22 protein-coding genes are annotated in these 26,117 nt (G+C 73.6%); 12 read left to right on the top strand and 10 right to left on the bottom strand.

Annotation, left to right across the window (positions count from 1 at the left end; all coding sequences use genetic code 11):
- Window positions 1-252 precede the first annotated feature (252 nt).
- From ACIRST_RS20925 to ACIRST_RS20910, 4 genes are all read left to right on the top strand, one after another.
- Window positions 253-846 (top strand): hypothetical protein, encoded by a 594-nt coding sequence (locus ACIRST_RS20925; protein WP_350520558.1) that lies wholly within the window; start codon window positions 253-255, stop codon window positions 844-846.
- A 94-nt stretch (window positions 847-940) separates the two neighbouring features.
- The gene (locus ACIRST_RS20920) at window positions 941-1,084 is read left to right on the top strand and encodes an SDR family oxidoreductase (protein ID WP_402803490.1); all 144 of its coding nucleotides are present in this window, start codon (window positions 941-943) and stop codon (window positions 1,082-1,084) included.
- Window positions 1,085-1,130: 46 nt separating this feature from the next.
- Complete coding sequence (locus ACIRST_RS20915; protein ID WP_402803489.1) at window positions 1,131-1,562, top strand: NUDIX domain-containing protein; 432 nt, start codon at window positions 1,131-1,133, stop codon at window positions 1,560-1,562.
- Between the two features lie 262 nt (window positions 1,563-1,824).
- Complete coding sequence (locus tag ACIRST_RS20910) at window positions 1,825-2,628, top strand: hypothetical protein (protein WP_402803487.1); 804 nt, start codon at window positions 1,825-1,827, stop codon at window positions 2,626-2,628.
- A gap of 156 nt (window positions 2,629-2,784) precedes the next feature.
- Here ACIRST_RS20910 and ACIRST_RS20905 read toward each other — a convergent pair whose 3' ends face one another.
- Window positions 2,785-4,005: an alpha/beta hydrolase family protein gene (locus tag ACIRST_RS20905; protein ID WP_402803485.1), complete on the bottom strand. Its 1,221-nt coding sequence runs from the start codon at window positions 4,003-4,005 to the stop codon at window positions 2,785-2,787.
- Window positions 4,006-4,265: 260 nt separating this feature from the next.
- Window positions 4,266-4,685, bottom strand: a complete 420-nt coding sequence (locus ACIRST_RS20900) for a hypothetical protein (protein ID WP_402803483.1) — start codon at window positions 4,683-4,685, stop codon at window positions 4,266-4,268.
- Window positions 4,686-4,881: 196 nt separating this feature from the next.
- Between ACIRST_RS20900 and ACIRST_RS20895 the strand changes: the two genes are divergently transcribed.
- Window positions 4,882-6,129, top strand: coding sequence for a threonine/serine exporter family protein (locus tag ACIRST_RS20895; RefSeq protein WP_402803481.1), 1,248 nt, complete (start codon window positions 4,882-4,884; stop codon window positions 6,127-6,129).
- A gap of 836 nt (window positions 6,130-6,965) precedes the next feature.
- On the opposite strand, the gene ACIRST_RS20890 is transcribed toward ACIRST_RS20895, so the two are convergent.
- Window positions 6,966-7,331: a hypothetical protein gene (locus tag ACIRST_RS20890; RefSeq protein ID WP_350520552.1), complete on the bottom strand. Its 366-nt coding sequence runs from the start codon at window positions 7,329-7,331 to the stop codon at window positions 6,966-6,968.
- A 524-nt stretch (window positions 7,332-7,855) separates the two neighbouring features.
- Window positions 7,856-8,281 (bottom strand): hypothetical protein, encoded by a 426-nt coding sequence (locus tag ACIRST_RS20885; protein WP_402803479.1) that lies wholly within the window; start codon window positions 8,279-8,281, stop codon window positions 7,856-7,858.
- Between the two features lie 291 nt (window positions 8,282-8,572).
- Here ACIRST_RS20885 and ACIRST_RS20880 point away from each other — a divergent pair, with 291 nt between their 5' ends.
- Window positions 8,573-11,908 carry a BTAD domain-containing putative transcriptional regulator gene (locus tag ACIRST_RS20880; protein WP_402803477.1) on the top strand — a complete coding sequence of 1,112 codons (3,336 nt, stop codon included), beginning with the start codon at window positions 8,573-8,575 and terminating at the stop codon, window positions 11,906-11,908.
- 78 nt (window positions 11,909-11,986) lie between these two features.
- Here the strand turns inward: ACIRST_RS20880 and ACIRST_RS20875 are convergent, their stop codons facing one another.
- Both ACIRST_RS20875 and ACIRST_RS20870 read right to left on the bottom strand, forming a co-directional pair.
- On the bottom strand, window positions 11,987-13,663 hold the full coding sequence (locus tag ACIRST_RS20875) for an alpha/beta hydrolase (RefSeq protein ID WP_402803475.1): 1,677 nt from the start codon (window positions 13,661-13,663) through the stop codon (window positions 11,987-11,989).
- Between the two features lie 155 nt (window positions 13,664-13,818).
- On the bottom strand, window positions 13,819-14,349 hold the full coding sequence (locus ACIRST_RS20870; RefSeq protein WP_402803473.1) for a rhodanese-like domain-containing protein: 531 nt from the start codon (window positions 14,347-14,349) through the stop codon (window positions 13,819-13,821).
- Window positions 14,350-14,684: 335 nt separating this feature from the next.
- On the opposite strand from ACIRST_RS20870, the gene ACIRST_RS20865 reads away from it, so the two are divergent.
- The gene (locus ACIRST_RS20865) at window positions 14,685-16,166 is read left to right on the top strand and encodes a cytosine permease (RefSeq protein WP_350520546.1); all 1,482 of its coding nucleotides are present in this window, start codon (window positions 14,685-14,687) and stop codon (window positions 16,164-16,166) included.
- A gap of 268 nt (window positions 16,167-16,434) precedes the next feature.
- On the opposite strand, the gene ACIRST_RS20860 is transcribed toward ACIRST_RS20865, so the two are convergent.
- Complete coding sequence (locus ACIRST_RS20860; RefSeq protein ID WP_350520545.1) at window positions 16,435-16,734, bottom strand: DUF4193 domain-containing protein; 300 nt, start codon at window positions 16,732-16,734, stop codon at window positions 16,435-16,437.
- Window positions 16,735-17,147: 413 nt separating this feature from the next.
- On the opposite strand from ACIRST_RS20860, the gene ACIRST_RS20855 reads away from it, so the two are divergent.
- A complete protein-coding gene (locus ACIRST_RS20855) occupies window positions 17,148-18,212 on the top strand; it encodes a hypothetical protein (protein ID WP_402803471.1) in 1,065 nt (354 codons plus the stop codon).
- A gap of 146 nt (window positions 18,213-18,358) precedes the next feature.
- Entirely contained in the window at window positions 18,359-18,727 is a 369-nt protein-coding gene (locus ACIRST_RS20850; protein ID WP_402803469.1) for a hypothetical protein, read from the top strand.
- A gap of 111 nt (window positions 18,728-18,838) precedes the next feature.
- Here ACIRST_RS20850 and ACIRST_RS20845 read toward each other — a convergent pair whose 3' ends face one another.
- From ACIRST_RS20845 to ACIRST_RS20835, 3 genes are all read right to left on the bottom strand, one after another.
- Window positions 18,839-19,480, bottom strand: a complete 642-nt coding sequence (locus ACIRST_RS20845; RefSeq protein WP_402803467.1) for an HAD family acid phosphatase — start codon at window positions 19,478-19,480, stop codon at window positions 18,839-18,841.
- 857 nt (window positions 19,481-20,337) lie between these two features.
- Window positions 20,338-21,588 (bottom strand): S1 RNA-binding domain-containing protein, encoded by a 1,251-nt coding sequence (locus ACIRST_RS20840; protein ID WP_402803465.1) that lies wholly within the window; start codon window positions 21,586-21,588, stop codon window positions 20,338-20,340.
- A 179-nt stretch (window positions 21,589-21,767) separates the two neighbouring features.
- Window positions 21,768-22,730 carry a phosphotransferase family protein gene (locus ACIRST_RS20835; RefSeq protein WP_402803463.1) on the bottom strand — a complete coding sequence of 321 codons (963 nt, stop codon included), beginning with the start codon at window positions 22,728-22,730 and terminating at the stop codon, window positions 21,768-21,770.
- A 126-nt stretch (window positions 22,731-22,856) separates the two neighbouring features.
- Between ACIRST_RS20835 and ACIRST_RS20830 the strand changes: the two genes are divergently transcribed.
- From ACIRST_RS20830 to ACIRST_RS20820, 3 genes are all read left to right on the top strand, one after another.
- Entirely contained in the window at window positions 22,857-23,501 is a 645-nt protein-coding gene (locus tag ACIRST_RS20830) for a DUF6461 domain-containing protein (RefSeq protein ID WP_402803461.1), read from the top strand.
- A gap of 43 nt (window positions 23,502-23,544) precedes the next feature.
- Window positions 23,545-24,312 (top strand): class I SAM-dependent methyltransferase, encoded by a 768-nt coding sequence (locus ACIRST_RS20825; RefSeq protein WP_402803459.1) that lies wholly within the window; start codon window positions 23,545-23,547, stop codon window positions 24,310-24,312.
- 265 nt (window positions 24,313-24,577) lie between these two features.
- Complete coding sequence (locus ACIRST_RS20820) at window positions 24,578-26,092, top strand: MFS transporter (RefSeq protein ID WP_402803503.1); 1,515 nt, start codon at window positions 24,578-24,580, stop codon at window positions 26,090-26,092.
- Window positions 26,093-26,117: the final 25 nt, after the last annotated feature.

The raw sequence follows: 26,117 nt of genomic DNA, 5'->3' as shown, positions 1-26,117 counted from the left end.
AGGTCGAACCGCGCGGCCCCATCGAGACCGAAGCAGCCCGCCGCCTCGCCGACGACCTCAAGAACCAGTAATCATCCGATTACCCAACACTTTCTGAGGCACCGAGCGGCGCACGGGCCGGGAGGCACCGGCGTCCGGCGGGTGAGCCGGGCGCGGTGAGACCTCGGGGACCGGTCATATGATCAGTCAGTTCCCTGTGCTGTCCTACGTGTTCCTCCGCGCACCGCGCATCACCCCCGGAGTCACCTCTCGATGAGCACCACCTGCCCGACGTGCGCGGCCGCGGACGAAACCGCCGCCGTACGGAACGCCCTGCTGGACGCCGACCGGCCGCTCGACCCGCCGACCCGGGAGCTGCTGTCGATGCCGCCCGAGCCCGGGGGTACGACCGGGGCCGCGATCACCCTCTTCGTCCTGGCCGGCCTCTTCGGCCTGCTGGGCCTGCGCGCCCTGCTCTCCGGTGACGACGGCGGCAGCTCCGACGCCGCGTACCGGGTCGGCTACCACTACGGCGCCCTGCTCGTCGCGGTGGTCCTGCTGGGCATCGGACTCACCGTCCACTTCGATCACCGAAGCCGCCGCACGTCCACGGCGGACCGGTGGCCGCAGAGCTACGAGCAGTGGCAACAGCTCCACCAGGTGTGGCGGGCAGCCTGGTTGTGCCGCCGCTGCCGCGTCGCGTTCCTCCCCGCCGCAGCCCAGCGCCCGGGCTCCATCGCCCCGAACGCCGCGTCCGTCCCGTCCACCGCGTCCGCCGTACCGGTGACCCAGTTCCCGCAGTGGACGGTGGCCCTCGCCCGCCAGGGCGGCCCGGAACAGTTCGACGCGCCGCCGGCCGGCCGATAGTGTCCGGCGCCCTGGAGCCGCCGGCGGTCACAGGTGCGGCCCGACGCGACACCCTCGAAGGGGTGGCACGCAACCGGCCGCTCCGGATCGACCCGTGGACCAGATCCGCCGCCGGTGCGTCCAGCGCCGAGGCCGCCCCGAGGACGTCGCCGCCGCGGTCGCCTTCCCCGCCGGCCCCAGCGCGTCCTTCATCACCGGCCGGTCGTTGCACGTCGACGGCGGCCGGCTCCTCCACTGACCCGCCCACACACCACCGAGACCGTCGAGAACAGGAAGAGACCACCATGCAGCACCGCGTCCGCGCCGTCCTCCTCACCCCGAACAACACCATGCTGCTGATCAAGCGCATCCGCCCCGGCATCGACCCGTACTGGGTGATCGTCGGCGGCAAGATCGAACCGACCGACGCCGGCCCCGAGGACGCCCTCCTGCGCGAGGTCCGCGAGGAGATCGCAGGCGAGGCCCGGATCGTCAGCCTCCTCCACACCATCGAGACCGCCGACGAGCGCCAGGACTTCTACCTCGCCACGATCGAGAAGTGGAACTTCGAGGACCGCACCGGCCCCGAGTTCAGCCAGGAAGGCCGAGGCGAGTACATCCTCGAAGAGATCCCCCTGGCCGCTGACGCCCTCGACGCGGTCAACCTCCTGCCCCAGGACTTCGCCACCGTCCTGCGCGGGGCCGTCGAACGCGGCGAACTCCTCGCCGCCCGCTGACCGTAAGGGCGGCCGGGGCAGCTCGGTCACCCGACATCCAGGTGCAGACCACGACAGTCACCGCACACGGCTCCACCGAGAAGCGACAGACCTTGATGTGATCAAGACCGCTGCGGCAAAGGGACCTTGGTGTGGCGGGTGACGTGGTACGTCCGGAGCAGGCGCGAGGTAGGCCGGCCGGAGCCTCGGATACGGCCGCCGAGCCGCCCCTGCACTGCCTAGGATCAACCGGGTACACAGGATCGCCGGCGAAAGGAGCCCCATGGGCGGGGCCAGCAGCATCGACAGAGCGCAGGCCATGATGACCGAAGAGACGGTCGAGGAGATGCTGCGGTCGAGGGCCGGAATCGACCCTGTTGACCTGACCGCGCTGCTGGATGTCCTCGCGATCGGCATCACCAACAGCGCATGGCGCAACACCTGCGTCGAGGACTGGCATGGCGAGGGACGCCTGTCTGACGGCGACATGATGCGGGTCAACAGCCACACCACCCACGGTGTGCGCCAGCGGCTGCGGGGATGGGCGAGGGAGCACGGCATCAGTACCGGCACTCGTGAAGGGCTGGCGGGGCTCACGGTCGAGGATGCCGACGCTCTCGGCTACCGGCTCTTCCGCTGGCTGACGAACCCCGAGCGCAAACTCCCGACTGGTGCGACGCTCCGCGATCTCGCGCGGACCGAGGCGGACCTCGACGAGTACGTGGAAGAGGCGGACCGGAATCTGCGGGGCTTCGTCGCGCGGATGGAGAACAACGGCGTCCGCTTCGGCCTGCTGTTCTCGGCTGCCCATGGTGCACTGGCCTGCACCGAATGGTGGGGGCACCCCTCCTGGCCGACGCGAGTCGACCAGTTCGTGGCCGTGCTCGACAACCCGGCAGACCATCCCTATGGGCCCAAGGAGTACGAGCGACTGCGACCCGAGCCAGCCGGCATGCAGGATCGGAGCGCACTACGTGCGGCGCTCCTGCGGGCACCGTGGGAACTGGACAGTGCTATCGCCGAGTGGCTCATCGACGCAGGCATCGGCTGCTTGAGGATCGCCCCGGACGTGCCCGGCGGGCGCTGACCAGCGATGCCGCCCAGGTGCCCTGCAGGGCACATCCGGGGCACACGAAGGCCAAGAGCGCCGCTGACCAGTGCGAACCACTGAAGGTGGTTCCGCCTGGCCAGCGGCACTTTTCTGGTTGAACCCGCAGGTCACGGGCTTGCGGGGGTCAAAAGATCAATGATCGGACACGTCCTGGTGCTGGAAGAGTACTTCCGGATTGGTGGGCGAGGGCCCGTCCAGCAGCGGACCGTGAATCCCCTTCAGCGTCTGGTCGAAGAACGCCGTCACGTACTCGCGGGTGATCGCCACCCCGCGTTCCGGGGAGAGGGGCGCCGTCGGGAACCCGGCCTCCTCCAGAAGCAGGTCCAGGTCGCTGAAGCTGAAGTGGTCGGCGCCGGTGACCGTCAGCCACTTCTTGTAGCCGCCGAGGGCAGGCCAGGTCCGCCCCCAGTTGTCGCCGTCGGCCGAGAGGTTGTCGGCCGCGCCCAGCATGAGGAACGGCCGGTCGATCTGGCCGGGCATCGGGACGGGGTGGAAGGAGCCGTCCATGTTCACTCCGGCCCGTACGCGCGGGTCGGCGATCATCGTGGCGGCGCCCGCCGCTCCGCCGAGGGAGTGTCCGGCCATGCCGATCTCGTGCTTGTCGATGAGGTGTGCCAGGCGCCACGCGCTATTGCCGTGCGTCAACCGGTCGATCACGAAGGACACGTCCAGCGCACGGCCGGCGGCGACGGAGTCGAAGTCGAGCCCCGCCGGGCCATCGCAGATCGCGCACGGCGACGTCTGGCCGTTCGCCAGCGTCTCGCCGCTGTCCTCGTAGGTGTGGCCGACGAGCGCGACGACGTAGCCGTGACTGGCCAGGTCGGTCGCGAGCGAGGTGAGCGTCATGCGCGGGTTCTCGTAAGCGGCCGAGAGGACCACCAGCGGATGCTTGCCGCTCTGCGGCCGCGCGCCGTCGAAGGCGTGCGTGGTGACGCTGGAAAGGGTCTGCGGGGTGACGCCGGAGCTCGCCGGCAGCTTCCGGCGCTGGAGGACTCCGGCTGCCTCACCGAGGGTCATGTACGGGGCCGGGGTCCCGGTCCCGGGGACGGCCGGGTAGACCATCGTGACGGTCAGTTGGCGGGGGCCGGATGACGGCACCCACGGGTCGGGACGGCTCGCGTCGGTGAGGTGGATGACGTCCTCGCCGGCGGCGTAGGGCCCGGTCGGCGCGGGGAGCGCGCCCTGGAAGGACCGCGTGGGCGCGGTGGCCGTGGCCGTGGCGGTGTCGAAGGCGTGCGTGGCCACCGGTGTGGCCGACGGTGTGGTCGTGGCGGCGAACCCGGTGCCGGTTCCGGTGACGACGGCGGCGAGCGCCAGCGCCGCGACGGCGCTGATACGGCGATTGCGTTTCATGGGGGAGACGCTAGGTTCCGCAGCTCCGCATCGAATCAGCCCGCGGATGCAAACATTCCGGCGACGTTCGTAGCCCCGGCGAGGTACCGGAGTAATCCACCGGGAGTACGTCGTGCGGCGCGAGTTCCCTTCGCTGGCCTCGTCGAGCGCCGCCTTCGTCCTGGCCTACGACGAACACGACGCCAAGCCCTACCGCCGGACCTCCGACGGCAGCCCACTCGAAACCGCATGGACCCCCGGAGGATCAACGCGGCGCTGCACTAGTCCGCGGTGCAGCCCCAGTAGGCGACCTCGGCCGGTTCGCCGTCCCGGTACAGCACCGTGCACCGGCCGATCGCGCGGCCGACGGGGGCGAGCAGCTGCGATATCGAAGCGTCCCACTGCTCCCGCGTGGGCCGGCCGTCGGGAGCCCAGCTGCGGATCTCCCCCTCCGTCAGGGGGCGCATCATCGCCTCCTGGTCGCCCGCCCCGGCGTCGATCAGCGCGTAGAAGTCCAGCACCGTGCCGGTGCCTCCGGTCAGGATGTACTCCCGCCAGTCCTCGTCCTCCCAGAGTTCGACGATGCCCTGCCCCGGAAAGCCGTGGTCGTCCTCCGCCAGCTCCTGCTGCTGGGCCCTGCGGAACGCCGCCCGCAGGTCCTCCTGGTACGGCCCGGTCGCCGCCCACCCGTTTCCGCCCACGTCAGAACCCTCCCCGTTCGCCGACCTCTCGGACTCGCCGCAGGCTAACAACCGCCACTGACAGGACCGGCCGTCCGGGCCGTCCGGGGTCCGGGCCTCGGGCGTTCGGGCCGGCTGCGCCACCACGGGGTCCGCAGTGCCGTCACAGCCGCCCCCGTACGCGGCGGAAAGCGGGCGGTATGCGACCATACCCGCCATGTCCAGCACATTTCCGCCCGGCCGGGGCGCCGACGCCCCGGCCGACCCGCGCCGCCGCCTCCTGCTCGAACTCGGCGCAGGACTGTTGAGCGGCGGCCTGCCCGTCCACGACGTCGAGGAGGAGCTGCGCGGTCTCGGGCGGGCGCTGGGGGCGCCCGACGTGCGGGTGGCCGCCCTGACCACCGGGCTGTTCGTCGCGCTGAGCGCGGACGACGCGACCGCGTTCGAACCCGTCGGCCCCACGCTGCGGTTCGAGCAGACGGCCGACCTCCTCGACGTGGTGCACCGGCTGCGCGCGGGCGACCTGGACGGACACCGGGCGCTGCGCGACCTGGACGCGATCCGCCGGGCGCCGGCCCGCTGGCCCGGCTGGGTCGCGGACCTGGGGATGCTGCCGGTCGGCGTGGGGCTGTGCCTCTACCTGCAACCCGTGGCGGCGAACGTCGTCGCCGCCGGGATCGGCTCCCTGATCGTGGTGGGGCTGACCATGGCGGCCCGCCGGATGCCGCTGCTCCGGCCGCTGCTGCCGGTCACCGCCGGCTTCCTCGTCTCCGTCCTCGTCCTGGGGGCCGCCCGCGCCTCGCTGCTGGACGGGCCGCTGCGCACGATCGTCGCGACGCTGGCGATCCTGCTGCCGGGCAGCCTCCTGGTGACCGGACTGTCGGAGATCGCCGCGGGTGCGGCCAGCGCCGGCACCGCTCGGCTGGCGTCCGGCTCCGTGCAGCTGGCGCTCTTCCTCGCCGGCGTGGTGGCCGCCGGCACCGTCACCGGAGTTCCGGCCTCCGCCCTGGCCAACACCCAGGTGGCCACACCGAGTTGGTGGCTGATCTGCCTGGGGCTGGCGCTCACCGTGGCCGGGGTCGTGATCAACGTCCACACCCCGCCGCCGGCCATCCCGTGGATCGTCGCGGTGATCGCGGTGACCGCCGCCGTCCAGGTCACCGTGACCTCGGCCAACGGCGCGGCGATCGGCGGCCTGGCCGGGGCGGTCACCGCCGCGGCCGCCGCCACCGTCGCGCACTGGCTGCGGCGCGGCTCGTCCTGGCAGGTGCTCTACCTGCCTGCGTTCTGGGTCGTGGTGCCGGGCTCCTTCGGCCTGCTCAACACCGCACAGATCGAGGTCGCCAACGGGGCGCACGCCCTGCTCACCGCCGTGTCGGCCGTCTTCGGGGTCTCCATCGGCACCCTGATCGGCTCGGTGATCAGCCGCATCCCCCGGCCCACCCTGCCGCGGCCCCGGACCTGACACCCGGGCGGCCGCGCAGCGCTCCGCGGCATCAGACTTGAGCGCGAGGCAGCGAAGCAGCGCAGCGCTGCGAACTCGACGGTCCGGCCGGTCCGTTGAAGCCGCCGCCCCTCCTCCATGCCGGCCGGTGCGGTCAGGCGTTGCCGGAAGCTCCGGCCCAGGGACGCTCACCGACCTCGCAGTGGTAGCAACGTGCCGCAGCACCGTCGTGGTTGTACCACTCGTGGGCTCCGCAATCCTTGCTGCCCTTGCCGCCGAGCCCTCGCTCGACGAGGTACCAGGGCAGGTGCCTGCGCAGACGGGTACGCCATCGATACCGACCGGTCCGAGTCACCCCGACAGGCTAGTGCGGTCCGGCCCACCCTGGAGATCAATCACCGAGCCGAGGATCCGGGCCGAGCCACTGTCTGGTGGACACGAGGACGCGTCGATTGGGACCGCCCATCGCTGCGCGGGTCGACGAACGGCGAGGACCGTCGCGGGAGTGTCAGCCCTCGGGGGCAGGATGCCACCCGGCATCGTTCGCGCGTCGGAAGGGAAGGCCGTGGCGGCCACAGCGTTGGAGAGGCTGAGTGGCTGTTGTCACACGGTGGCTGTACGCCTCCGGCTGTCCCAGTCCTCGGCCACTCTCGCGTGTTCCTGCCTGGCTCACCGGTTCGCGCATGTGGGCGGCCGAGCTGTTCGAGCAGGACGTCAAGCCCACGGACGTGACCCCGATCGCCTGATGCCGCAACGGTAGAAACAGCCGGGAGCGGACGGTGCATCAGGTCGCGGGGCTGCCTGGCGCTGCCCGTGGCAGCGCCAGGCTCGTCCTCGGGTCGTCACCAGGGCTGGCTCTAGCCGTTGAGGATCGTCACGTTGTACACGGACTCGGAGGAGCTGAAGTCGACCCTGTTGGTCCGCGTACCGGTCGGCCCGATGTCGATGGTGCCGACGGTGGTCTCGAAGCTCCCGTGATTCCAGTCGGCCGTGATCCTGTAGACGCCGGTCAGGTTGACGCTTTTCACCGTGCCGGCGGTGCCCGCGTAGCAGAAGTTGCCGGAATGGGTCCAGACTTCCAGGCCGTGGCTCATGGGGCCGTTGGCGTTCTGGGTGGGGCACGCGATGCCGCCGATGGCGCTGGCCGGCGTGGCGATCGCCACGCCGCCGGCCAGGATGCCGCCGGTGAGGGCTACGGCCGAGAGTTTCCTGCGAACTGTCAAGATCATCTCCTGTGCCTTGCGGTGGCCGCGATCCCATGCCGGTGATCGCGGTGGTCCGAGTCGCACCGTGCCGCCCTGGCCCGCCCTCCAGCCCTGGTTCCCAGGTAAGTCCGGTGCCAGTTCGAAGAGTTCTCCGATGCCGAGAGCATGCCAAGGTTAGCCATCAGCCTCAGGTCTTGTCAGGCACTTCTCGACTCCACCCTCGTGCCACAACTGGTGCCACTGGTGAGCGGCTGTTGTCCTTCCGTGCTTGATGACTGCGTTTTCGCTGGTCAGGTACAGGGGCGGCGGCCCCGGGGAGTGGCGTCGTGTCGTCGCTCGGTTGGAGGTCGGGATGCCGTCGGTCATGGGGCTTCTGGAACAGCGAGAGCTCGCTGCTCGCCGTCGGGACGGGCTGCGGGAAGAGGCCGACCGTATCCAGGCCGAGCCGGCCGTGGCCGACCGCGGCGAGCACGCACCCCACCGAGGCGTCACGCGCACGCTGACAGGCGCGGCCGGGCTGCCGGGGGGCGCGCCCGTACGCGTCACGCGCCGCGGCCCCACCGCGCGTAGCCCCGCTCGATCTCGGCCAGGTACTGGGCCAGGTCGAAGCGGACCTCCTCGATGACCCGGCCGTCGGCACCCGGGTACATCAGGTCGCTCCAGAACACGGTCCGCCCCCGGAGCCGGACCCGGAGCCGGACCGCCGGGGCGGTGTCGGGGCCCTGCCCCTGGGTACCGAGCTCCACGCTCCGGGGCTGATCGGCCGGGTGGAGCGGACCTCCGGGCCTGAGCAGCCGGCTCGGATGACCGCCGGCCGCGCCGTCGTGACTGCGCGCGATCACGTCGAGGCCGTCGACGAAGAGGTAGGTGTGGACGGCGCGGCACACGGGCGGTCCGGGACAGACGCTGACCAGCAGCGTGCTGACCGGGTCGCGCTCCTGGCGATCGGCGACGCTCTCGGCACGCACCCGGCGCGGGGGCCTACGCGGCATTCGACCCTGACGGCTTCGACATCACGGAGCCGATGGTAGGTGCCCACGGGACCGCCTGGCAGTCCGTTTTCCCGGACCGCCGATCGGGGGCGGCCCCGGCAGGTCTGCGTGCCCGGCCACGTCGCCCGGCCGACGTGGGCAGTCCGCCTGGAGACCGGCACCTCGAACGGCACCGGGCGGGAGTCGGACCCCCGTGGGGCCACTGCTGCCGGCCACCGGGACAATGATCTTGGTTGTCGGCCGGTGCTGAACGAGGGGCAGGCGGGGTTGCGGATCAACGTTCTGGGGCCGCTTCAGGTCGTGCGGGGTGCGGACGGGGAGGCTGTCGAGGTCGGCGGGGCCCGGCTTCGGTCGCTGCTGGTCCGGCTGGCGCTCGACCCCGGGCGCGTGGTCACCCGTGAGCGCCTGGTGGACGACCTCTGGGGGGACACCCCGCCGGAGGAGCCGGCCGGCGCCCTGCAGTCCCTGGTCTCCCGGCTCCGGCGGGTACTGGGGGCCGACCGGGCCGTGATCGGTTCGCACCCCGCCGGGTATCTGCTCGACCTGCCCCGCGGGAGCGTGGACGCCTGGGACTTCGAGCAGAAGGCGGCGGCGGGACGGGCGGCACTGACGGCGGGCGGGCTCGCCGAGGCGGTCGCGCTGCTGGACGGGGCGCTGGAACTCTGGCGCGGCGCGCCGTTCGCGGACGCCGAAGGCGTCGGGTTCGCCGCGGCGCCGGCGGCCCGGCTGGCGGAGCTGCGGCTGTCGGCGGTCGAGGACCGGGCCGACGCCCTGCTCGCGCTCGGCGGGACCGACGCGCCCGCGCGTCTGGTCGCCGAGCTCACCGGACTGTGCGTCGCCCACCCGCTGCGCGAGCGGACCGCCGTCAGGCTGATGCGCGCGCTCCACGCGACCGGGCGGCAGGCGGCGGCGCTGGAGGTGTTCGAGCGAACCCGGCGGTCGTTGGCGGAGGAGCTGGGTGCCGACCCGTCCGCCGAGCTGAAGGACGTCCACCTGCGGGTGCTGTCCGGCGCGCAGCCGCTCACCCCGGGGCCGGCCGGGGCGTCGGGCGCGAGCGTGGCCGGGCGCACCGCGCTGCCCGGCTGGATCACCGCCCTGATCGGGCGCGACGAGGCGCTGACGGCCGTGGCGGAACGGCTGCGCCGGTCGCGCCTGGTGACGCTGACCGGGCCGGGAGGCGTGGGCAAGACCCGGCTGGCCGTCGCCGCCGCAACGGCCGCGCAGGCAGCACACGCCGGCACCGTACCGGCAGCGCACGCCGTACGCCGCGCACCGGACGTACCGGATGTACCGAACACACCGGACGTACGGGTCGCCGAACTCGCGGCCGTGGCCGGGCCGGACGGGCCGGCCCGGGCCGTGCTGACGGCGGTCTGCCACCCGGCGGACGCCGGGGTGCTGTCCGGCGGCCTGCCCACCGGCGAGCCGGCCGGGGACCCCGTCGACCGGATCGTCCGGGCGCTGGAGGGCCGGGACGTCCTGCTCGTCCTGGACAACTGCGAGCACCTGATCGAGGAGGCCGCCCGGCTGACCCACCGTCTGTTGGCCGCCGCGCCCCGGCTCACCGTGCTGGCCACCAGCCGCGAACCGCTCGGCGTGACCGGCGAGGTGCTGTGGCCGGTGCCGCCGCTCGCCGTGCCCGAACCCGGCGCCACCGTGCAGGAGGCGCTCGCGTACCCGGCCGTCGCCCTCTTCGCCGAGCGAGCCGCCGCGACCTGCCCCGGATTCGCCGTGGACCGGGACACCGTCGAGCCGATCGTCCGGATCTGCCGGGAGCTGGACGGCCTCCCCCTGGCCCTCGAACTGGCGGCGGCCCGGCTGCGGGCGCTGAGCCCCGGGCAGATCGCCGCGCGGCTGCACGACCGGCTCCGGCTGCTGGACCGCGGCCCGCGCACCGCTCCGGACCGGCACCGCACGCTGCGCGCCGTCATCGACTGGAGCTGGGAGCTGCTCGACGAGGACGAGCGCGTCCTGCTGCGCCGGCTCTCGGTGTTCGCCGGCGGGGCGACCCTCCCGGACGCGCACCTGGTCTGCGCCGGGCACTGGCCGGGCGGGCCGGCGCCCGACCCGACGGCCGTGGAGGACCTGCTGGCGTCCCTGGTCGACAAGTCCCTGGCCACGGTCGCCGGCCGGGGCACCGGGGCGGTGCGCTACCGGCTGCTGGAGACCGTCCGCGCGTACGCGGCCGAACGGCTCGTCGAGGCCGGGGAGGACGGCCGGACCGGCGCCGCCCACCTGCGCTGCTTCACGGAGCTCGCCGAGGACGCCGAACCCCGACTGCGGACGGCCGGTCAGACCGGCCTGCTGGCCCGACTCGACGCGGAACAGGGCAACCTGGACGCGGCGCTGCGCCGGGCGGTCGCCGTCGGCCCACCGGAGTTCGCGCTGCGGTTGACGGCCGCACGGGCCTGGCCGTGGCTGATGCGTGGCCAGGGCCGCGAGGCCGGTGAGTGGACGGCGGCCGTCCTCGCCGCCCACGGCTACGTCCCGCCGCCCGGCCTGGAGCAGGTGCACGCCCGGTGCGTGATCCTGGCGCAGCTCACCGCGCCGCTCCGGGAGACCGGCGACGCCGTGATCCCGCCCGAGGCGATGGGCGCGGCCCTGGTCACGGCGCAGCAGTCCGACCACCCCGTCGGCCTGGCCGCCTCGCTGCTGCTCGCCGTGGCGAGCCCGCCGGACGCGCCGGACGCGGTGGGCGCGACGGCGCAGCGGTACGGCGAGCATCCCGACCGGTGGGTCCGGGCGGCCGCCCGACTGGTGCTCGGCCGGGTCGAGTTGGGCGCGGGCCGGATCGGGCCCGCCGAGCACTGCCTGCGGACCGCGGTGGACGACTTCCGGGCCCTGGGCGACCGTTGGGGGCTGGCCATGGCCCTGGTCACGCTGGCCGCGCTGCTGTCCGTCACCGGCGCGGCCGACGAGGCGCTCGCGGCGCTGGCGGAGGCCGGTGAACGGGACGTCGAGATGGGCGGTCGCGGCGAGGCGCCGCTGCTCCTGCTGCTGTCGGGCCGGCTGCGGGCGCGCGGCGGCGAGGCGGCGGCGGCCCGGGCGGACCTGGAGCGCGCGCTGGCCGCCGCCGACCGCGCCCGGGACCCGCACCTGCAGGCCGCCGCCCGCTTCGCACTCGGTGAACTCGCCCGGCGGACCGGCGACTTGGACGCGGCGGCGGACGGCCTGCAGGAGACGCTGCGGCGGCTGGAGCAGCTGCCCGCGACCGGTCCCGGCGCCCCGGCGCGGCTGCACCTGCTCGCCCTGTTGCACACCGGTCTGGCCCGGACCCGCCGGCGGCTCGGCGCGCCGGACGCGGCCGCAGCGCTGCACCTGCGCGCCCTGGAGCTGGCCGCGGACAGCGGCGACCGGCCGGTGCGGGCGGACGTCCTGGAGGGGTACGCCGAGTACTGCCTCGCCGTCGGCGACGCGGCGCGCGGGGCCGCGGCGCTGGGCGCGGCGCACCGCCTGCGCGGGGCCCACGACGCGGGCGATCCGGAGCTGCGGGCCGTCCTGGACGGCTGCGCCGAGGCCCTCGGGGAGGCCGGGTTCCGGGCCGCCTGGGAGCGCGGCCTGGCGTTGCCGCGGCCGGAGTCGCTGGCCCTGGAGGCGGGCTGACGGGCCCTCCGGACCGCCTCAGCCTGCCTCGCCGCCCGCTCCGCCGGGTGCGCGCCGGCCGGCGGAGCGGGTACCCGGTCAGCCGCCGAACGGCTGCCGGTCGGGTGCGCAGACCGTCCCGGGGGCGGGCAGGACACCTTCGACCAGGTAGCGGGTCTCGTGCCGGGCGGCGCAGTCGCTGGGGTTGGCCAGCACGGTGTGGCCGTAGCCGTCGACGGTCAGCAGCCGGGCGCGGGCGAGCGAGCGGGCCATCGCGCGGGAGCCTTCGTACGGCATGGCCGGGTCATCGGTGTTGGCGACGACCAGGACCGGCCGGGCGGTCGGGTGGTTCCAGGGGCCGTCGTACCGGTCGCGGTCCCGGGCGGGCCAGTCGGCGCAGCGCTCGTCGGCCCAGGCGAAGTACGGGCCGACCTCGCCGGAGCGGGCTCGGGCGAGCGCGGCCAGGGCGGCGTGGTCGGCCCTGGCCGGCGGGTCGGCGCTGTCCGAGCACGCCACTGCGAGCACCTGGTCCGGCGACGGGTGGACGACGGGCGGCAGTGCGGTCGGCGCGGCGGGCGCTTCGGTGGCGGCCCACAGTGCGCCGAGCGTCGCGCCCAGCTGGGTCCAGCCGGTGCCGGGGATGCCCGGGACGGGGTTGGCGGCGTAGAGCGAGAGGATGGTGGCCTCCAGGGTCGAGCCGGCGGTGAAGGTCATCCCGCCGAAGGCGACCGGTCGGGTGCGCAGCCGCGCGAACAGTTCGCCGTACCTGGCCCGGGTGGCGGCGGCCGTCCCGGCGGAGAAGGCGCAGCTCCGGGAGTCGGCCTGGGATCCGGGCCGCGGGCCGGCCTGGGATCCGGTCAGGGGGCCGGCCTGGCCGCACTGGTCGAGGAAGGCGTCGAGGACGCGGCCGGCGGCCAGGTCGCTGCCGTTGCGCAGCAGGGTGCCCGTGGTGGCGCCCTGCCCGCCGCGGCCGGTCGACCAGGCGACCGGGTCCGGTGCGCTGTCGAGGATCATGGCGCGGACCCGGCCGGGGAACAGGTTGGCGTAGGTGGCGCCGAGGTAGCTGCCGTACGAGGTGCCCAGGTAGGTGAGCTGCCGGTCGCCGACCGCCCGGCGCAGCAGCTCCATGTCCCGGGCGACGTTCGCGGTGGAGATGTGCGGCAGCAGGGCGGGGTTGCGGTCCGCGCACTGCCGGGCCAGCCGCCGGTAGGCGGCGCTCCAGGCCTGCTGCTGGTCCTCGCCCTCGGGGTAGCCGGCGGCGGTGCCCGCCAGCAGGGCCTGCTCGTCCTGCGGGTCGTCGAAGCACTGGACGGGAGCGCTGGCTCCGGTGCCGCGCGGGTCGAAGCTGACGATGTCGAAGCGCTTGCGCACCTCCTCGGGGAACCGGCCGAGCATCGCGGGCAGGGCCTTTACGCCGGACACGGCCGGGCCACCGGGGTTGTAGAACAGCGAGCCGATCCGGTGCGCGTGGTCCTCCGCGGGGTGCCGGATGACGGCGAGGTCGATCCCGGCGCCGTGCGGGTCGTGGTGGTCGAGCGGGACGCGGGCGGTCGCGCACTCGAAGCCGTCCGCGCACTTCTCCCAGGTCAGGCGGGGCACCGGTCCGGTGTCCGGCGCCGCCAGGGCCGTCGCCGGGCACACCGCGGCCAGCAGTGCGGCCGCGGCGGCGCCCGCGCCGAGCCGCCAGCCGGCTGCCGTACGCCGCGCCGCAGTGCGGGACGCCCGGTGCGGGCGCGGTCCTGCGGCGGGGCCGGGGGGAGGGGAGGTAGGAGTCATGCCGGTGCCCTTTCGTCAACGGGCCGGGCGGTCGAACGCGCTCCTCGGTCGCGGCGTACCGCCCGGCACGTCCGACCGTTCCGCACCTCGCGGGCAGACCGCTGGCAGAGCGCTGGCAGTGCGCTGGCAACGCCCGCCCGGCCGTTCGGGGTCCGTCAGCATGCGCAGGAGATGCCCGAGCGCGGGGCGGTCAGGTCGTCGACGGGGCGCTGCTCGGTGCCGGTGGCGGAGTCGTAGGCGAAGCCCTCGCGTGCCCAGTACTCGAAGCCGCCGAGCATCTCCTTGACCTGGTAGCCGAGGCGGGCGAAGGCCAGCGCGGCGCGGGTCGCGCCGTTGCAGCCGGGGCCCCAGCAGTAGGTGACCACGGTCAGGGCCGGGTCGATCAGCTGCGGCGCCAGGTCGGCGATCCGCGCGGTGGGGATGTGGAGGGCGCCGGGGATGTGGCCCTGGTCCCAGGCGGCGTCGCTGCGGGTGTCGACCACCACGACACCGGGCGCGCCGGACACCAGGTCCGCGTGGACGTCGGAGACGTCCGCCTCGAAGGCGAGCCGGGCGGCGAAGTGGGCGGCGGCCTCGGCGGGGGCGGCGGCGGGCACGCTCAGGACGGCGCCGGTAGTCGCGGCGGGAGCGGGGTCGGCGCCGCCGATCGGGGCGGCAGCGGCGACGGCGGGAGCGGTGGCGGGCATGCGGGTACCTCGTGTTCCGGCTGGTCGGGACGGGGCTCGGTGCGCGCCGTTCCCGGTTCCCCCGGTCGGCGACGGCTCCATCCTCCGGTCCGCGGGCCCGCCCCACGAGTGGCGTGAACGCCTGAGGTCGCCAAGATCCCGCCAGTCGGACGGACTGCCCCACGACCGTCCGAAACCCTGCCCGATCGTCCTCGATCCCTAGCGGCCAACCGCATCAATCGGGTCACTCCAGAACAAAGGTAGGATAACTCAACTTCCGCGCTACGCGCGGAGACTTCCATAAATGTTCCATTTGCCCGATTCATCTCCCGCTTCACACGCACGGAGCCACCCTCATGGACAACACGTCCACCGCCGCCACCGCCGACGGCGCGATAGAGACGCGCGGTATCGAACCCGTCCCGGACCACGAGCGCCGGGGCAGAGTCCGCGAGCTCTTCCCGACCTGGGTCGCCGCGAACATCAGCGTGCTGCTGCTCACCATGGGCGCGGCCCTGGTGGTGCTCAACCAGCTGAACTTCTGGCAGGTCCTGATCGTCGCGGCGTGCGCCGCGCTCGTCTCGTTCGGCCTGGTCGGCGTGCTGTCGGTCTCCGGGAAGTGGGGCGGGGCGCCCGGCGCGACCCTCTCGCGGGCCACCTTCGGCGTGCGCGGCAACCTCTTCCCCGGCGCGATCCTCTGGATCGCCCGGTTCGGCTGGGAGACGATCAACGCCGTCACCGGCGCCTATGCCGTGCTGACCGTCCTCGACCTGATGTTCGGCGTGAAGAGCAACACCGCGCTGATCGTCATCACGCTCTTCCTCTTCGTCGCCTGCACCTTCCTGGTCTCCGGCATGGGCCGCAAGGCGCTGAACGTCTGCAACACCTGGTCGACGTACCTCTTCGGCGTCTTCAGCATCCTGGTGCTGGGCTACCTGGTCGCGACCATGGACTGGAGCGAGGTCTTCGCCAAGCCCGCCGGCACCACCGCGATGATGATCGCCGGCATCGGAACCATCGCCGCCGGCGGCATCAGCTGGGTCCCCACCGGCCCGGACTTCGCCCGCTACCTGCCGCACGCCGCCTCCGGCAAGAAGATCGTCGGCGTGACGGTCTCCGGCGCCGGCCTGGTCATGGTGCCGATGGTGCTGATGGGCGCCGTGATGGCGGTGGCCTCCCCCGGCCTGGCGCAGGCCGCCGACCCGGTCTCCTTCCTCGGTGACCTGCTGCCGACCTGGCTGGCCGTGCCCTACCTGCTGACCGCGATCGTGGGCATGCTGCTGATCAACAGCCTCTCCATGTACTCGGCCGGCTTCACCGCGCAGACCATGGGCGTCAAGCTCCCGCGCGCCCTGGCCGTCAGCATCAACGCCGTGATCTCGCTGGTCGGCGGCCTGCTGCTGATGCTGGTCGCCAAGAGCTTCCTGGGCTCCTTCATCACCTTCCTGATCCTGCTCGCCGTCTCCTTCTCGGCCTGGATCGGCGTCTACGCCGTCGACATGTTCCGGCGCCGGTCGCGCGCGGTGCGCTACGACGCCGACGCGCTGATGGACACCAGCCGGAACAGCCGCTACTGGTACGTCGGCGGCTTCTGCTGGCAGGCGATGGTGTCGTGGGTGCTCGCGCTGCTGATCGGCCTCGCCTTCACCAGCTGCGACTGGTTCGCCGGCCCGCTGTCCGACACCTTCGTCGGCAGGTACGGGCTCGCCTGGGCCGCGACCATCGTGGTCTCCGCCCTGATCATGGCCGTGCTGCCCACGCCCCGGGAGAACACCCCCGCCACCGCCGAGCAGCCCGCCGGCCTCCGTGCGGAGCAGCCCGAACGGGTCAGCGCCTGACCGCGCGTACGCGGGCGTCCGGCCCCCCGGACCCCCGCGTACGCCCCGGACCGCCCGGGTGCCGACTCTGTTGAGCCGGCACCCGGGCGGTCCGGTTTTCGATGCCGCCGTCCGCGGCCGCCGCTCGGGCCCGTACGGGCCTTCTCGGGCCTCTTCGGGCCTCTTCGGGCCTTCACCGGCCTTCACCGGCCTTCACCGGCCTTCACCGGCCTTCACCGGCCCTCTCGGCCCTCTTCGGGCGCTCCGGGCCTCGTGGGCCCGGCGGCCGTCAGGAGGCGCAGTCGCGGCAGATGGGCTGACCGTTCCTGTCCTCGCCGGCGAGCTGGTTGCGGTGGTGCACCAGGAAGCAGGTCATGCAGGTGAACTCGTCCTGCTGGATGGGCACGACCCGGACGGTGAGTTCCTCACCGGACAGGTCGGCACCCGGGAGCTCCAGGCCTTCGGCGCCCTCGGTGTCGACGTCGACGACGGAGCTCTGCTTGTCCTCGCGCTGACTCTTCAGCTCCTCGATGCTCTCGTCGCTGCTTCCGTCGCCGGTGTCTCGCGGGGCGTCGTAGTCGGTTGCCACTGGGGTGCCTTCTCCTCAACAGTCGTTTCCGGTGGGCAGGTCGTGCCACCCACCGGCCGACACGGTACCGGTCCGGCGCGGCGGACCGCCCACCTGTGACGCACCACCATGCCATCTGCCGGGCCATCCGGCGCGCGAACGCCGACACGCGACCACCCGCCACCCACGCGTCCCTCGCCTGTGCTAGGCGGCCTGGAGGGCCCGCGCGGACCGTCCAAGCCCCCGCCCGGACGGCCGTCCACGCCCCCGTCCGGACGGCTGTCGGGGAGCCCACCGGACCGGCTCAGGCCCAGCGGTGGAACACCTGGGCGGCGGTGTCCGTCCGGTACCGGTCGACCGACGCCGGGCCCCGGGACCCGTGCTCACGCGGGCGCGTCGGTCTTCAGACCGGCCCGGCGCGAGAGGATTCGGGTATGACGATCACACCCCGGCTGGTGGCCAAGTACGCGATCCCGGACCGGGACGGTGCCCACACCTACCTCGACCCCACCGGCCCCGTTCCCCGGCTGGAGGTCCGCAGCCCGGAGTCGCTGCGCATCTACGAACTGCGGGAACAGGCCGAGCTGCGAGCCGAGTTCCCGGCCCCGACGCCCAACCGGTGGTCGCGGCAGTGGGTGGCTCCCGACCTCTCGTTCGCCGTCTTCGGCGCCGGGACGGAGTACGTCGCGGTCGCCCCGGACGGCACCAGGCTGTGGCAACAGCCTTACGGCACGTGGGAGGTGAGCCGCTGGGGCTACCTCGACTTCTCCGGCTCGGCCGGCGGCGCCGACCGGGAGCTGCGGATCTGGTTGCGGCTCCCCTCCGGGCTGTCCGACAGCACCCTGTTCCTCACCCTGGATGCCGCGGGGGCGGTGCTGGCGCGGAGTGTGCTCCCGTGCGGCGGCTACGAGCGGTTCGTCAGCCTGCTCTGGGACGAGAACGACGAGGTCAGCGGCGTCACCGTGGCCGGCGGGCAGGCGGCGGCCACGCACTTCGAGGCGCGGTGGGAGTCCGGTGGCATCGTCCTGGGCCGGCAGTTGCCACCGGGCCGGGGCGACCTGCTCCGGAACGAGCGCGAGTACCTGGGCGCGGACTCACGGAACGCCCGCTGCATGACCGTCGACCGGAGACGACAGGACGTCAGCTGGCACAGCCTCCCCTCGTACCGGGTCACCGCCACGCTCGGCCTGAGCGACTTCCCGGCCCCCGGCACCGGCGACTGCTCGGTGCACAACGACCCGCAGATCTCCACCTTCAGCGGGTTCGTGGACGACGACACGGCGATGGTGACGCTCTACAACCCGTACGACGAGGCCGCGGTGTACGTGTTCGGCCACGAGCGCTGGAGGGAGCACAGCCACTGGCTCGCCGACCCCGCCACCGGCGCCCTGCACGGCCGCATCGAGTACCCGATGGCCGAGGTCGACACCGTGATGCCGGTCGGCGACGGCACGTGGATCACCGAGGAATGGGACGCCGTCTACCGCTGGCGGCGCTGAGCCCGTCCGCCCATCTGCCCGTGCGCCCGCCCGCTCATGAGCCCATCCACCCGCCCACCCATCCGCCCGTCCGCACCGGGCTCGCCGCGACGCCCGCGGACTAGGCTGACGCCGCAGGCGTGTCGGCCCGGGGTGGGGAGAGCGGCGTGGGAGTCGAGGAGCCGGAGGGAACGGGCGGGACGGACCGGACGGGCGGGGCCCTGCCCGGGTCCTGCCCGCAGTGCGCGCGGGACCTGGTCCGGGAGACCACCCGCGCCGGGGCGTACGGGGGCACCAACGAGTGGTGGAAGTGCCCCGGTTGCGGGTTCCTGGGGCGTCCCGACCTCGGGGGGCGCCCGATCCTCCACCCGTTCCGGTACCCGGAGGGCGAGGAGGCGGACTGCGTCTTCTGCGGCTGGGAGGACTGCAACCGGGCGAGCGAGGCCTTCGCCTGGGACGGCTGGCTGTGCGAGTGGATCGTCTGCACGACCTGCGGGCGGGAGAACGTACGCCGGATCAGGCGCATCGCCGAGTAGGGCGCAGCCGGTACGGACCGCGGGGCCCCGGTCCCGTCGTGCGCCCTGGAGTGGGAAGTCGGCCGGGCCGACTTCCCACTCCCCGGCCGGGCAGCGCCCCGGCGAGGTGGGTCAGGAGAGCAGGCCGTCGTAGTCCGGCAGCTTGAAGGTCCGCTCGGCGTGGCCGCCGTTCAGGTCCGTCCAGTTGTTGCCGATGCTGGCGATGATCGTGTAGCCCTCGTTCTCGACCTTGATCCGCTCATCCGTCTTGTACTGCTGCACCGACTTGAAGAGGTCGCCGATGCCGCGCCCGTGCAGCTCGTCCACGGTGTAGCCCGCGCTCTGCAGGCTGGACCGGGTGATGGCCTCCATGAAGTCGACCCGCGCGGTGACGAAGATGATCGCGACCCCGCGCGAGTGGGCGTACTGCGCGAGCTCCACCACCGGCGCCATGCCCGGCATCGCGAGCGGGTGGAAGTGCGTCGCCAGGCTGGTGTTGTCGATGTCGAGGACGATCGCGGGCTTTCCGCCCGAGGGCTGGGAGACGCGCTGCTCGACGTAGGCGCGGGCGGGCGCGATCGCGGCGGCGACGTCGGCCAGCCACTGCTCCTCGGTCACCGAGCTGCTGCTCGCCTCCGCAGCGACGGAAGCAACGGGAGCAGCGGCAGCAACCGGGGCGATGGGAGCCGGGGCCGCGACGGCCGGGGTGGCAAGAACGGCGGTGACCGCGGCCGTCAGGGTCGTGGCAGCAACGAGCTTGGCCTTGAGACTCATCTCTGAACCTCGCCTTTCACAGTGGTGAACAGTCAGTCAAGTGGTGCTTCGACATGGCACGTTGGTGCCAAGGAGAGCGATTCTCGCCCAGCCGGCCCCGCCCCGGGCGGGTCACCTCGACAGAACGTCAAGAACATGCCAGACACCTGGTCGGCGCCGTCCGCAGCGTGTACCGCCCCGCCGCCGGGCCGGGCTCAGCGGCACCGCGCGCGGTCGGCCAGAGCGCCACGGGCTTTCTCCGCCAAGCCCCGGCGGGCGGCGGGTGTGCTGCTCTATGGTCGGGTGGCACGGGGACTGTGGGGGACGGCTTCGACCTGTACCGCCGTGCCATGACACCGCCGGTGTTCGACGACCGGACCAGGGACGCGTGCGTCATCGTGCCGGGCATCATGGGCAGCGTCCTGCAGGACACCGCGACGGGCCGCCCGCTGTGGGGCGTGGACCCGGCGATGCTCACCGACCTGCTGACGGGCGGTGAGCGCCTGGCCGCGCTGCACGCCGATCCCCGGGAGCGGGCCGCCGACGCCGACACCGCCCGGCATGGCCCGCTGACCCGCGTCGGCGCCACCGCACTGCTGACCAAGCCGTGCTGGCTGCCGTTCTTCCAGGGCCTCGACCCCTACACCGACCTGCGCAAGGCCCTGCAGGGCGTCACCCTGGCCCCCAAGGCGGTGGCGCCGTTCCCGTACGACTGGCGCCTGGCCGTCGCCTACAACGGGGCCCTGCTGGCCCGTGCGGCCCGCGCGCCACACCGGCCCCGCGGTTCACGGGCACGGAGGAACTCGATCCCACGCTGGTGCTTCGGATTCGGGACGGCCGGGCCCGGTGACCCCTCCGGGGACGGTCCGGCGCACCTGCTACGCGTCCTGCCCCCTCGGGTCCTCCTGCAGTGCCCTGAGCGACAGCGGCACCCGTTCCCGCACCAGGTCGACGTCGAGGACCACCGCGGTGACCTGCCGGCCGACCGCGACGACGTCGCCGGGGTGGTCGACCGGGCGCCGGGACAGCTCGGGAAGGTCGATCGTCGCGGTGAAGCCGCCGATGTCGACGGACGTGACGCCGGAGTCGGCGATCCCGGTGACGGTGCCGGTCACGCTCTGACCGCGGTGCAGGGTCCTCAGGAAGGCCCAGGACCGGTCGCTCAGGGTCGGTTCGGTCCCCCACCGGGCGCGGACGACGCCGTCGTCGTCGGGCAGGACGGCCGTGAACAGCGGGGTGCGCTCGTCCACGTACACCGACAGGAGCGCGGCGGCCCGGGCACCGGCGACCCGGGCGGCCACGGCCTGGAAGTCGTCCTCGTCGGCGACCACGCTGGTGATCCGGCCGTCCTGCTCCTCCCAGACGAACTCGACCAGGCCGTCCTCCGGGAGCGCGGCCAGGACGGCGCCGACGTCGGTGGAGAGGTCCGGCCAGACCGCCAGCCGGGCACGGGGGGTCAGCCGCGCCCGCACCGCCTCCAGGGAGCCCTCGGCGAGCCGGTGCCAGCGGGAGGCGTTGCCGAGGTGCATCTCCTCCAGGAGCGCCGCCTCGCCCGTCGCCACGCACGCCCGCACCCGCGCCCAGAAGTCGTCGTCGGCCGGGCGCTGCACACCGGACTCGTCGAGCTCCACGTCGTACGGGGAGGCCTCCAGCGGCTCAGGAAAGAGCCCCAGTTCGCGGGTGCGCGCGAGGGCCGCCTCGCAGGGCACGGCGCTGCCCACGTACACGTACTGGTCCCAGCCGACGTGCACCGCGAAGGTGTCCTCGACCTCCAGGCGGCACCAGGCGCCGTTGTCGCGGAGCATCGCCCGCACCAGTTCCAGGCCGACCGTCAGCGGTACGGGAGCCCCGTCGTGGTAGCCGGTCAGGTCGGGCGGGAAGAGTCCGGCGAGGCCGCCGCCCTCGATCGCCGGCTCCAGGCCGAAGTGCACGAAGCCGGGCGCGACCTGGGGCTCGCGGACGGCCAGCTGGCGCACCCCGGTGTCCTCGGCGAAGGCGGCGACCGCCGCCAGGTAGGCGGCCTCGACCGGCCCGTGGTCGCTGACGGCCTCCTCGGCGCCGGTGTAGGAACCCCGCTCATCGCGGTCCGCGGGATCGTACTTGGTGACCTGGTAGACGTACGGCAGCACGCGTCACACCCCCACGGTGCCCGCGCTGCGGCGCGAGCGGGAGTGTCGGTGCCGGCGGTGAGAACTCATCGGGCCATCCTGCCGGAACCGGCCGGCCCGGCGCTCCCCCGTTTCCGGCGGCCCGGGGAACGCCGTCGCGGGCGCGTCCCGCGGTCCCCGGTCCCCGGACCGCCTCCCGCTCAGCCCGACCCGTCCATCAGCGCGGTGACGTACGCGTCCAGCCGCGCCTCCACGGCTCGCGTCGTCAGCTCCGTCCTGCCCGCCTCCCGCCACGGCCGTGCCACCACCCGCACCTCCTCCGAGCAGGCCAGGGCGTCCCGCACCCGCCAGTACAGCCGCTCGCCCGCGGCCGCGGCCAACACGCCGCCGGCCTCCTGGTAGGCCTCGGCGAAGCGCCGGCCCCACGCCGGGCCGTGCAGCAGCGCGAGGTTGGTGGAGCAGTGCGACACATCGAGGTCCGCCGGGCCCCAGGAGGCGGTCGCCCAGTCGACGACACCGGTGATCCGCGCACCCTCCGGCCGTCCGGGCGGCACGTCGAACAGCACGTTGCCGGGCTGGAAGTCCCGGTGCAGGAACCGCCCTTCGTACGACGGCGCCGGTCCGCGGATCACGTCGATCGCCGCAGCCCACGCCGCCGCGTCGGCGCCCGTCGGGACGACGACGGTCTCGGCGGTCGTCAACGCCACGTACGCCCGGGGGCGCTCGGCGGGCCGCACCGCGTGGATCGCCACCAACTGGCGGGCCAGCAGCGCCACGCGCGTCCGCACCCCGGCGTCGTCGAGGACCGTCCGGCCGGGCATCCGTGTCATGAGGAGCGACGGATGCTCGCAGTGCTCGGCGGTGGGATCGACCGCGACCAGCGCGGGGGCCGGCACGTCGGTCCCCGCCAGCAGGGTCAGGGCGCCGGCCTCCCGGCTCAGCCAGTCCTCGGCACTCGCGGCGGACGACGGGCCGACGAAGCTCCGCAGCACCAGGTGACGGGTGCCGCCGTCCCGCGTGCCGATGGTGAGCCTGCGCACCTCGGCGGTGATCCCGCCGTGCAGCGCCGCGGTCCTGACGATCCGCTCGCCGGGCTCCAGGTACCGGCCCACCCACGCCAGCGTCAACGGCCGTACGGCAGAGGCCTCATCATGGTCGGTCACCCCGCCACCTCACCACCGCGTGACCGTGCGCGCAACGCCCGGCCGCCGGGGTACCGGGAGCACGGGGACGCCCGCTTCGGCGGACCGGAGCCCGGATTGTCAGTGGGCACGGGCAGGATGGGCGCCATGACGGATGGAACGACCTGGCTCGCCGCCCCGCAGGCCATCGCCTTCGGGGGCTACCACGTGGTGCTCGCCCGCGGGCTCTCCGGGGAAGAACTCGCCGACCGCCTCGCAGCGGTCGTGCACGGCGTGAAGCACGTCGCCGTGGCAGTCGGCGAGCACACGGGGGACTCCCTGCTGGACCTCATGGAGGACACCTACGGCGGCACCTTCGACGGCATAGGCCTGCGCCTCGGCCGGTTCGAGGACTGGACGTACGCGGTCGCGTACGGCGGCTGGCCGGGCGAGTTCGGCTCGGCGGCCCCGGTGTCGCACGGCGGCGCGCACGTCTTCGTCCTGGAGTACGAGGAGGAGAACGGCAAGCCGGTGCCGCCGCAGTTCGCGTCCTTCCACGACGGCCGGCTGCTGAGCGCCTTCAACCTCCACCTGGACAGCTCCTGGGGCTACGAAGGAGTGGACGGCGAGCCCGCAACGGCCGCCCCGCTGCAGGACCTGCTCACCGCGGCCGGCCTGCCGGACGCGGAACGGAACCGCCGGGAGGTCCACCGCACCGCGCTGGGCGTCGTCGACGCGTTCTTCGGGCTCTCGCTGCCGCGGGAGACGGTCGTGAACGGCACCCTGCCGGCCGTCCTGCTGGAGCCTGCGTAGGTTGCCGAGCGCCGTCCGTCCCGGCCGTGCCAGGATGCTCGGCATGTCTGCTGCCCGTGCACTGAGCTTCGGCGCGATCGCCGAGGCCTACGAGAGGTACCGGCCCGGGTATCCCGACGAGCTCGCCGCCGTGGTGACGGCGTACGCGGGCGGCCCGGTCCGGACGGCGCTGGAGATCGGTGCGGGGACGGGCAAGGCGACCCGGCTGTTCGCCCGGCACGGCGTCGCGGTCACGGCGACGGAGCCGGACGCCGCCATGCTCGCCGAGCTGGGGAAGCACCTGCCCGGGAACGTGACGACCGTGCGGGCCGCGTTCGAGGACCTGGAGCCGGGTCAGGCGTACGGGCTGGTCTACGCCGCGGCGGCCCTGCACTGGACGCGCCCGGAGGGCCGGTGGTCCAGGGGGGCCGCGCTGCTGGAACCGGAGGGCGTGTTCGCCTCGTTCGGCGGGCCGGTCCAGCTCGCCGACCCGGCCGTCGAGGAGTCCGTGCGTGCGGCCCGGGCGCCGTTCCTGGAGAGCGACGACATACCGTCTCCCGACGGGACGGCGCCGGATGCGGAGCTGCAGTGGCCGGGCACGGAGCTGCAGCGCTCCCCGTTGTTCGTCGACGTCCGACAGACCGTCGTCCCACGGCGCCTGACGATGCGCGCTCCCGAGTACGTCGGCTACCTGTCGACCGTCTCGGCCTACCTCCAACTGCCGCGGTCGACCCGACAGCAGGCCTACGACGCGATCACCCGGGCCCTGCCGGAGACGGTCGAGATCGCCGCCGACATCATCGTCCACCTCGCACGCCGGGGACCCGCGTAGCGAGGCGGCCTCCCAGCGGTCCCGGGGCGTGCAGGGCGATTCGATCGCGGAGGCCGCCACGCTGCGCGCCGTCGGGCGTCCTCCGGGGCCGGTCGCTAGCATGGGGCCGCCGAACGAACGGCAGGAATCGGGCCTGCTCCCCCAGGGAGCGGGCCCGCCCCACAGGTGGTCCACCGGCAGCCGCCGCGGACGCACCCCGGAGGGAGAGCGAACCGTGAAGACTGCTCCCGCCGGCGGATCCTCCCGCTACCTGGTGCTGGCGGCGATGATCTTCGCCGTCGCGATGACCTTCATCGACCAGACCATCGTGTCGATCGCCGTGCCGAACATCCAGCACGAGCTGGGACTGACCAGTACCGGGGTGCAGTGGGCGGTCAACGCCTACCTGCTCACCCTGGCCGCGTTCTTCGCCTTCGGCGGCCGGCTCGCCGACACCGCCGGCCACCGCAGGATGGTGGTCCTCGGGGTGCTGGTCTTCGCGGGCGCCTCGGCCTGCTGCGGCCTCACCCCCACCGGGAGCGCGGCCGAGGCGTGGCTGGTCACCTTCCGCGCCGTCCAGGGCCTCGGCGGCGCGATCATGTTCCCGGCGGCGCTGGCCATCGTGGTGCAGAGCTTCGCGCTGCGCGAGCGGGGGCGGGCGCTGGCCCTGTTCTTCGGCATCGCGGGCGGTCTGACCGCGATCGGCCCCGTCCTCGGCGGCTACCTGACCGAATGGACCTGGCGGGCCATCTTCTGGGTGAACCTGCCGGTGGCGGCGATCGCACTGGTGCTGATCGCGATCTCCAAGCCGGTGACGGACATCCGGCCGGCCCCCATGGACTACCGGGGCCTGGCCCTGATCGCCGGCGGTGTCGGGCTGAGCGTCTTCGGGTTCCAGCAGTCGCAGGTCTGGGGCTGGTCGAACCCGGCGATCGGCCTGTGCATCGCGGCCGGTGTCCTGCTACTGGTCGTCTTCGTGCTCGTCGAGAAGCGCACCGCCTCGCCACTGATCCAGGTGGACATCTTCCGCATCCGCGCGTTCTCCGTGCAGAACCTGGTGCTCGGCATCTCGATGCTGGTCTTCGTCCCGGTGTTCTTCTTCTCCAGCGAGTACGCGCAGATCGCGCTGGGCGACTCCTCCTCGGAGGCCGGTGTCTTCCTGCTCTACTTCTTCATCGGGTTCGTGATCGCCTCGCAGATCGGCGGCCGGATGCTCGACCGGGGCGGCGCGAAGCGGCCGGTGGTGACCGGGTGCGTCCTGGCCGCGGTCGGGTTCTACCTGTGGGCGGGCGACGCGACGACGCTGAGCTTCAGCGAGCAGCAGTGGGACGTCGTGCTGGCCGGCGCGGGCATGGGCTTCATGCTCAGCCCCTCCAGCACGGACGCCGTCAACCGCGCCTCGCGGCTCTCCTACGGCGAGGCGACCGGCATCACCCAGACGGTCCGCAACTACGCGGCGAGCCTGGGACTGGCCGTCCTGGGCACCGTCCTGGTCACCGATCTGCGGTCCCAGCTGACCGACTCCCTGGTCGCCCAGGGCCTGCCGCACGACCAGGCGGTCTCCACCGCCGCCCACCTCTCCCAGGTCCAGGCGCAGAGCGGCGGAAGCACCGCGAACATCCCGCAGTTCTTCCGGGTCGACTTCGCCCACGCCACCCAGACGGTCCTCTACTGGATGGCGGTCATCATGGCGGTCGCCGCCGTGGTGGCGGTGGTGGGCCTGCGTCCGGGCGTGCAGACCGAGACCACCGCCGAGGAACCGGCCGCCCAGCCGACCGGACGCGGGCCGGGCCCGGCGTAGGGCGCGGTTCGGCGACGCCCGGGCC

The sequence above is a fragment of the Kitasatospora sp. NPDC101447 genome (assembly GCF_044767225.1).
In the GTDB taxonomy this organism is placed as follows: domain Bacteria; phylum Actinomycetota; class Actinomycetes; order Streptomycetales; family Streptomycetaceae; genus Kitasatospora.
Note: the sequence above shows the minus strand (reverse complement) of the source record. Positions and strands in the feature narration are given on the sequence as shown.

Bases quoted from the DNA above. Each gene is read 5' to 3' on its own strand.
- ACIRST_RS20925 (WP_350520558.1), top strand. From the start codon at position 253: ATGAGCACCACCTGCCCGACGTGCGCGGCCGCGGACGAAACCGCCGCC.
- ACIRST_RS20915 (WP_402803489.1), top strand. From the start codon at position 1,131: ATGCAGCACCGCGTCCGCGCCGTCCTCCTCACCCCGAACAACACCATG.
- ACIRST_RS20910 (WP_402803487.1), top strand. From the start codon at position 1,825: ATGGGCGGGGCCAGCAGCATCGACAGAGCGCAGGCCATGATGACCGAA.
- ACIRST_RS20905 (WP_402803485.1), bottom strand. From the start codon at position 4,005: ATGAAACGCAATCGCCGTATCAGCGCCGTCGCGGCGCTGGCGCTCGCC.
- ACIRST_RS20895 (WP_402803481.1), top strand. From the start codon at position 4,882: ATGTCCAGCACATTTCCGCCCGGCCGGGGCGCCGACGCCCCGGCCGAC.
- ACIRST_RS20875 (WP_402803475.1), bottom strand. From the start codon at position 13,663: ATGACTCCTACCTCCCCTCCCCCCGGCCCCGCCGCAGGACCGCGCCCG.
- ACIRST_RS20870 (WP_402803473.1), bottom strand. From the start codon at position 14,349: ATGCCCGCCACCGCTCCCGCCGTCGCCGCTGCCGCCCCGATCGGCGGC.
- ACIRST_RS20865 (WP_350520546.1), top strand. From the start codon at position 14,685: ATGGACAACACGTCCACCGCCGCCACCGCCGACGGCGCGATAGAGACG.
- ACIRST_RS20855 (WP_402803471.1), top strand. From the start codon at position 17,148: ATGACGATCACACCCCGGCTGGTGGCCAAGTACGCGATCCCGGACCGG.
- ACIRST_RS20845 (WP_402803467.1), bottom strand. From the start codon at position 19,480: ATGAGTCTCAAGGCCAAGCTCGTTGCTGCCACGACCCTGACGGCCGCG.
- ACIRST_RS20830 (WP_402803461.1), top strand. From the start codon at position 22,857: ATGACGGATGGAACGACCTGGCTCGCCGCCCCGCAGGCCATCGCCTTC.
- ACIRST_RS20825 (WP_402803459.1), top strand. From the start codon at position 23,545: ATGTCTGCTGCCCGTGCACTGAGCTTCGGCGCGATCGCCGAGGCCTAC.
- ACIRST_RS20820 (WP_402803503.1), top strand. From the start codon at position 24,578: ATGATCTTCGCCGTCGCGATGACCTTCATCGACCAGACCATCGTGTCG.